The organism is Janthinobacterium sp. GW458P, assembly GCF_002127585.1.
Taxonomy (GTDB): domain Bacteria; phylum Pseudomonadota; class Gammaproteobacteria; order Burkholderiales; family Burkholderiaceae_D; genus Janthinobacterium.
The window spans coordinates 21,156-27,720 of record NZ_NEGZ01000064.1 but is presented as its reverse complement, the minus strand read 5'-3'; the positions used below and the strand labels follow the sequence as shown (position 1 = coordinate 27,720).

The 6,565-nt window shown below is 64.6% G+C and carries 8 protein-coding genes; 7 read left to right on the top strand and 1 reads right to left on the bottom strand.

Annotated features, from left to right (window positions below; all coding sequences use genetic code 11):
* The 6 genes from CBW50_RS24965 to CBW50_RS24940 form a co-directional block, all read left to right on the top strand.
* On the top strand, window positions 1-1,368 hold a 1,368-nt coding region (locus tag CBW50_RS24965; protein WP_172404879.1), incomplete at its 5' end, for an FUSC family protein.
* A 100-nt stretch (window positions 1,369-1,468) separates the two neighbouring features.
* Window positions 1,469-2,590 carry a cytochrome c peroxidase gene (locus tag CBW50_RS24960; protein ID WP_086148015.1) on the top strand — a complete coding sequence of 374 codons (1,122 nt, stop codon included), beginning with the start codon at window positions 1,469-1,471 and terminating at the stop codon, window positions 2,588-2,590.
* Window positions 2,591-2,856: 266 nt separating this feature from the next.
* Entirely contained in the window at window positions 2,857-3,054 is a 198-nt protein-coding gene (locus tag CBW50_RS29125; protein ID WP_139842630.1) for a hypothetical protein, read from the top strand.
* A 69-nt stretch (window positions 3,055-3,123) separates the two neighbouring features.
* Entirely contained in the window at window positions 3,124-3,501 is a 378-nt protein-coding gene (locus tag CBW50_RS24955) for a glutaredoxin family protein (protein ID WP_226936250.1), read from the top strand.
* Window positions 3,502-3,531: 30 nt separating this feature from the next.
* Window positions 3,532-3,723, top strand: a complete 192-nt coding sequence (locus CBW50_RS24950) for a hypothetical protein (protein WP_086148014.1) — start codon at window positions 3,532-3,534, stop codon at window positions 3,721-3,723.
* A 371-nt stretch (window positions 3,724-4,094) separates the two neighbouring features.
* Window positions 4,095-4,283, top strand: coding sequence for a hypothetical protein (locus CBW50_RS24940; RefSeq protein ID WP_086148012.1), 189 nt, complete (start codon window positions 4,095-4,097; stop codon window positions 4,281-4,283).
* Between the two features lie 61 nt (window positions 4,284-4,344).
* On the opposite strand, the gene CBW50_RS24935 is transcribed toward CBW50_RS24940, so the two are convergent.
* On the bottom strand, window positions 4,345-4,899 hold the full coding sequence (locus CBW50_RS24935; RefSeq protein ID WP_086148018.1) for a cob(I)yrinic acid a,c-diamide adenosyltransferase: 555 nt from the start codon (window positions 4,897-4,899) through the stop codon (window positions 4,345-4,347).
* A gap of 161 nt (window positions 4,900-5,060) precedes the next feature.
* On the opposite strand from CBW50_RS24935, the gene CBW50_RS24930 reads away from it, so the two are divergent.
* The gene (locus tag CBW50_RS24930; RefSeq protein WP_086148011.1) at window positions 5,061-6,551 is read left to right on the top strand and encodes an FAD-linked oxidase C-terminal domain-containing protein; all 1,491 of its coding nucleotides are present in this window, start codon (window positions 5,061-5,063) and stop codon (window positions 6,549-6,551) included.
* The last annotated feature ends 14 nt before the right edge of the window (window positions 6,552-6,565 follow it).

Here is a 6,565-nt window from a genome sequence, read left to right as displayed (position 1 = left end):
GCGGGCCGCAGCGCCCTGTACGACAACCTGCTGCTGGCCCTCAGCGATGCCGAGCGCATTTTCGCCTACCTGATCGCCGTCACGCACTCGTGCGAGCGCGAACAGCAGCGGCTGCGCCAGGACCCGCGCGCGCGGCGCAGCCTGGAAGTGATGGGCGTGCTGCTGCGCCGCCTGGGGCAAGCCGTGCAGCGCCGTCCGGAAACGCCGCCGCTGGAGTTGCAGCGCCGCCTGGCCGCCTGCGGACGGCGCCTGGAAGCGGCGCTGGGCGCCTTGCTGCCGCTGCGCCTGAACGTGGAGTTCATGGACCTGGGCATGCCGCGCGCGGCGCAGCTGCCGTGGCGCGACGCGGCCCTGCTGGCGCTGGGACAGGCGTGGCAAACCCTGAAGGTCAACGCCACGCCGCAGTCGCTGAGCTGGCGCCATGCGGCGCGCGTGTCGCTGGCGACGACGGCCGGCTTTTTGCTGGTCGAGGCGCTGCACATCCCGTTCGGCTACTGGGCCACCATGGCCACCCTGCTGATACTGCAGCCGTCCGTGGCGAGCACCTGGCCGCGCGGCATCGAGCGCGTGGCCGGCAGCGTGCTGGGGGCCGTGCTGGCCGTGCTGATCGGCCTCGTCATTTACACGCCGCTGGGCATTTCGCTGGTGGTGTTTCCCCTGATTGTCGCCACCATGGCCTTGCGCAGGGTCAGCTACAGCCTGCACGTGCTGTTCATGACGCCGGCCTTCGTGCTGGTGGCCGACTATGCGGCCCCGGCCAGCGAGATGGTGTATGCGGCCAGCCGCCTGGGCAACAATGTGCTCGGCTGCGTGCTGGCCCTGCTGGCCACGTTCTTCCTGTGGCCGGACCGCGAGGCGGACGACCTGGACCAGCGCCTGGCGCAGGCCGTTTCCGCCAATCTGAAATACCTGCTGGCCGTGCTGGCGGCGGGAGGGAAATGGGATAGCGCGATTGCGCGCCTGCGCCGCGAGGCGGGGCTGGCCAGCAATAACGCGGAACAGGTGCTGCAGCGCCTGCGCATCGAGCGACGCCTGGACCGCAGCAGCGGCGTGGGCCTGGCGGCGCTGCGCACCTTGCCGCTGCTGCGCCGCGTGGCGGGCAGCACGGCGCGCATCAGCCTCAGTCCCCAGGCCGAGCCGGCCACGCCGGAGCTGCAGCAGTGGATCGCCGCCGTCAGCGCGGAGATCGACGCCCTGCTGCGCGGCACACCGGGCACGCCGTCGCCCGCGCCCTGCGCCAGCGACGGTTTGACGGCCCTGCAAGCCGACGCCGTGGGGCAAGTGCAGCTGCTGCGCGGCTTGTTGCGCGAACATGTGCATGCGCGGGCGGAGGGAAGTCCGGGAAAATTGACGCAGGTCACGCAATAGGGTGTTCCGCGCGCTTGCATGCGATGCCTGACATTGCTCATTGTTATCATTTGCCGATACCAATATTGATGTAGAGCAGGGCAGAGCGATGAACGATAGCATGACGAAAAGAAATTCGGCGCTGGCCGTGCTGGTCACGGCAGCCGGCCTGCTGCTCGGCCAGGGCGCCGCGGCGCGCGAGGCGTCGGCGGCGGAGTGCGCCACGCGCGATGGCTGGGATGCGGCTTGTTTGCGCCAGGTCTATGCCCGGCCCATCGCCGGCTGGCCCCGGCCGCAATTGCCCGCCGGCGTGACCGCGGCGGAAATGGCGCCCGTCTCGGCCATGCCCGTGGTTTCCGTGGCGCCGGCCGTCGCGGCGCTGGGGCAGCGCCTGTTCAACGATCCCCGCTTGTCGCGCTCGAACGCCGTGGCCTGCATCAGCTGCCACAGTCCCGCGCACAGCTTTGCCGACAGAAAGCGTGTTTCCGTGGGGCATGATGGACGGCAGGGACAGCGCAATACGCCGGGCTTGCTGGGCGTGGCACAGATCCAGACGCTGTTCTGGGACGGCCGCGCCAGCACCCTGGAAGAGCAGGCGCTGGGCCCCTTGCAGCATCCCGATGAAATGGCCACGGATGCAGCGGCGTTGCCGGCCAAGCTGGCCGCGCAGGGCGATTACACGGCGCAGTTCGATGCCGCCTTCGGCAAGGGCGGCGGCGTGACCCTGGCGCGCATCTTGACGGCGCTGGCCGACTACCAGCGCACCCTGTTGCCGCCCGTCACGCGTTTCGACACCTTCCTGGAAGGCCGGCGCGGGGCCCTGAACGACCGCGAGCTGCTGGGCCTGCACCTGTTCCGCACCAAGGCGCGCTGCATGACCTGCCACAGCGGCGCCCTGCTGACGGACCAGCAATTCCACAACCTGGGGTTGAGCAATTACGGCAGCCGCAAGTACGAAGACCTGGGGCGCTATCTGGTGACGGGCAGGAACGGGGACGTGGGCAAATTCCGCACGCCGGGCCTGCGCGGCGTGGCCGCGTCGGGTCCGTGGATGCACAATGGCGCGTTCGCGCAGATGGTGGGCATGCTGAACATGTACAACGCGGGCATGTCGCGTCCCGCGCCGCACAACGCGCAGCAGGCGGCCGATCCGAAGTTTCCCGTCACGTCGGCGCTGCTGCAGCCATTGCAGCTGACGTCCGACGAAATCATCGCGCTGAAGACTTTTCTGGAAGTCCTGTAGCCGCCCGGCCGGCTGCGCCCGCAGCCGGCCTTTTCCTGCTTGCGGCGCCGATATTGTATAGACGTTTAACGCGCTGCAATCTCTCCAAAATCCACATGGCATGGGCTTTGCCGGTATATTTTCCAAAATGGAAATTTATCGAAAGGAAACGTTGACTCTAAAATAAGTGCGGTCTATATTCGATTTCGCAGGATGCATATTCTATAAAGTAATAAGCATCGCACTGCGGCGGGCATTCCTTTTCCACGTCAATCGAGAGGTAGAAAATGTTTAAAAAGATCGCTGTTTTCCTGTTCGCCGTCGGCGTCAGTGCATCGTATTCGGTGGGGGCTGCCGGTAGCGGATTGAGCAGTTGCCAGCGCGAGTGCTATGGCGCCCATACCGATTGCCTCGATGCCGGCCATTCCAGGGAGACGTGCAATGCCCTGCTGAAAGGATGCAAGGATGAATGTGCGTTGAATTAAGCGCAAACCGGGTTTGCCGGAGGCAATATTGCCCCGGCATGCGTGTCATGAAGCCAACGTCACTGCACAATGAAAAAGCAATTAAAAACTATCGCCATGTATGGCTTGATCCTGGCCGCCGGCCTGGGCAGCGGTTACGGCCTGTCTTTGCTGCCGGGCTTGCTCAAGGCGGATTATACGGAAGGCAATTACGCCGCGTATTTCCCGAATGCCCAGGCCAAGGTGGTGCTGTACGGCACGGACTGGTGCAGCTATTGCGCCAAGACGCGCGCGTACTTCAAAGAGAACAAGATCGACTTCGTCGATCTCGATATTGAAAAATCACCGGAAGCGAAACAGGCCCATGAAGCACTCGGCGGCGGCGGCGTGCCCGTGGTCTTGATCGGCAACCGCAAGATCCAGGGTTTCAACGCGGGCGCGCTGGCAGCGGCGCTGAAGAAAATCTGACGTTCCGCTTCTTCACTTGAAAGGTTGACCATGTTTAAAAAGATTGCCATTTTCCTGTTTGCCGCCGGCGCCGCGCTGTCCTTCAGTGCCCAGGCCTTTGGCCCTGACTGCACCTTTGTCTGCGAACGCAACCTGCTCGATTGCGTGGAATTCGGCCAGCCGGCCTGCATGGAAAATTATCAGGCTTGCCAGAAGGAATGCCTGCGTCCGCCGCGTAATTGACGCGCCGCCGCACTAGCAGCGTATGGATGGCGCGTAAGAGACGGCGCGCCATGGATGTTGCTCATCGTCTGTCAAGTCAACAGGAGTGCTTATGTTTAAAAAACTGGGTTTCTTTTTGTTTGCCATGGGCGTCAGCGCCTCGTATGCGATGGCCGGCAGCGGCGAGCCGGAATGCTACTCGCAATGTAACGCCGATCTGGAACAGTGCATGCGGGACCACCCTGGCGCGCCAGGCGCTTGCTCGAAGATTCATCGGATTTGCTACGCCAGCTGCGCATCAGATTAAATGAAATTGGCCGGCTGGCCAGTGCGCTGGCCATGCCGCTTGAATCACTTCATCCGTCCCGCAGCCCTTCCGCAAAGGAGTACTTATGTTGAAAAAGCTGGGTTTCTTTTTGTTTGCCATGGGCGCCAGCGCATCGTATGCCCTGGCCAGCAGTACCGCCGACATCTCGGAATGCCAGGCCGAGTGCTATATGGCGCTCGACGCCTGCGTCATGGAGTTCAAGGTCCCTGAATGCGTGCGTGTCAATAAGGCGTGTCTGCAGGCCTGCGGCTAGCAAGCGCCTGTCAGCTTGATGCAAGGCGGCGATGCCGGTCAAACCGCATCGCCGTTTTTACTTACCCCCGCGTGCGGTCATGCCGCCACAGCACGTCGCTGCCGCCGGCAAAGCGGTTGAGCACGCGCGACAGCACGAACAGCAGGTCCGACAGGCGGTTGACGTACTGGCGCGGATGTTCGTGCAGGGCTTCCGCATTGGCCAACGCGACGATGCTGCGCTCGGCGCGGCGGCACACGGTGCGGCACACATGCGCCAGCGAGGCGGCGCGCGAACCGGCCGGCAGGATGAATTCAGAGAGGGCCGGCAAGTCGGCATTGTATTTCGCCAATAGCGCGTCGAGGCGCAGCACGTGCTCTTCCTTGATCAGCTGGTAGCCGGGGATGCAGATTTCCCCGCCCAGGTCGAACAGGTCGTGCTGGATGGCCACCAGCTCGTCGCGCAAGGCGTCGGGCATGGCTTCGCACAGCAGCAAGCCGATGTTGGAATTGAGTTCGTCCACGTCGCCCATGGCGTGGATGCGGGCGCTGTCCTTGCTGGTGCGGCTGCCGTCGCCCAGGCCGGTGCTGCCATTGTCGCCCGTGCGCGTGGCGATTTTCGAGAGTCGGTTGCCCATGATGCTGATCCTGTCAAAGAAGAATGGGGGCAGCATACGACACTGCGCGCCGCCTGGCCGGGGATTTGCCTGAAAATCGGACAAAAAATGCGCCGCGCGCCGCTTTTGTGCTTACAATCGTTGCACGCCCATGCACTTTTGCTACCTGAAGCTGCCTCCTTATGCTCAATGCCGCTCCCGAATCCGGATTGACCGCCGCGCGCCAGCAAGCCGTCGTCGCGGCCCTGCTGGCCGTGCTGCCGGCGCGCTGCGTGCTGTCCGACGCCGAAGATACGCGCCCGTATGAATGCGACGGCCTGGCCGCCTACCGCCAACTGCCGATGGTGGTGACCTTGCCGGACACGGAGGAACAGGTCATCGCCATCCTCGGCGTCTGCCGCGCGTTGAAGGTGCCGATCGTGCCGCGCGGCGCGGGCACGGGCCTGTCGGGCGGCGCCCTGCCCATCGCCGACGGCGTGGTGCTGTCGACGGCGCGCCTGAACCGCATCGTGCGCCTGGACGCCTACGCGCGCACGGCCGTGGTGCAGCCGGGCGTGCGCAACCTGGCCATTTCCGAAGCGGCCGCGCAATATTCGCTGTATTACGCGCCCGATCCCTCGTCGCAGATCGCCTGCAGCATCGGCGGCAACGTGGCGGAAAACTCGGGCGGCGTGCATTGCCTGAAATACGGCTTGACCGTGCACAATGTGCTGCGCGCGCGCGTTGTTACCATAGACGGCGAGGTGCTGGAACTGGGCGGCGAATGCCTCGATTCGCCCGGCCTCGACCTGCTGGCCGTCTTCATCGGCTCCGAAGGCATGCTGGGCATCGTCACGGAAGTGACGGTCAAACTGATACCGAAACCGGCCACGGCGCGGGTCATCATGGCCTCGTTCGGCGACGTCGTCACGGGCGGCAATGCCGTGGCCAATGTGATTGCCGCCGGCATCATCCCGGCCGGCCTGGAAATGATGGACCAGACCTCCTCGCGCATGGTCGAACCGTTCGTCAAGGCCGGCTACGACACCGACGCGGCAGCCATCTTGCTGTGCGAGGCGGACGGCACGCACGAAGAGGTGGAAGAAGAAATCGCCCGCATGACGGCCGTGCTGGAAGGGGCGGGCGCCAGCGCCATCGCCGTGTCGCAGTCGGAAGCGGAGCGCATGAAATTCTGGTCCGGCCGCAAGAACGCCTTTCCCGCGGCGGGACGCATCTCGCCCGATTACTACTGCATGGACGGCACCATTCCCCGCAAGCGCTTGGCGGAAGTGTTGATGGGCATCGCCGCCATGGAAACGACGCATGGCCTGCGCTGCGCCAACGTCTTCCATGCGGGCGACGGCAATCTGCATCCGCTGATCCTGTTCGACGCCAACATGCCCGGCGAATTCGAGCGCGCCGAGGCGTTCGGCGCCGACATCCTCGCCCTGTGCGTGGCCGTCGGCGGCACCATCACGGGCGAGCATGGCGTGGGCATGGAAAAGATCAATTCCATGTGCGTGCAGTTTACGCGCGCCGAACTCGATGCCTTCTTTGCCGTCAAGCGCGCCTTCGACCCCCACGCCCTGCTCAACCCGGACAAGGCGATCCCCACCTTGAACCGCTGCGCCGAATTCGGCAAGATGCATGTGACGGCGGGGCGGCTGCCGTTCGCCAACCTGCCCCGTTTTTAACCGCCGGAGACTCC

Excerpts from the sequence above, each read along its gene's own strand:
- CBW50_RS24960 (WP_086148015.1), top strand. The coding sequence starts at position 1,469 with ATGACGAAAAGAAATTCGGCGCTGGCCGTGCTGGTCACGGCAGCCGGC.
- CBW50_RS29125 (WP_139842630.1), top strand. The coding sequence starts at position 2,857 with ATGTTTAAAAAGATCGCTGTTTTCCTGTTCGCCGTCGGCGTCAGTGCA.
- CBW50_RS24955 (WP_226936250.1), top strand. The coding sequence starts at position 3,124 with ATGAAAAAGCAATTAAAAACTATCGCCATGTATGGCTTGATCCTGGCC.
- CBW50_RS24950 (WP_086148014.1), top strand. The coding sequence starts at position 3,532 with ATGTTTAAAAAGATTGCCATTTTCCTGTTTGCCGCCGGCGCCGCGCTG.
- CBW50_RS24940 (WP_086148012.1), top strand. The coding sequence starts at position 4,095 with ATGTTGAAAAAGCTGGGTTTCTTTTTGTTTGCCATGGGCGCCAGCGCA.
- CBW50_RS24935 (WP_086148018.1), bottom strand. The coding sequence starts at position 4,899 with ATGGGCAACCGACTCTCGAAAATCGCCACGCGCACGGGCGACAATGGC.
- CBW50_RS24930 (WP_086148011.1), top strand. The coding sequence starts at position 5,061 with ATGCTCAATGCCGCTCCCGAATCCGGATTGACCGCCGCGCGCCAGCAA.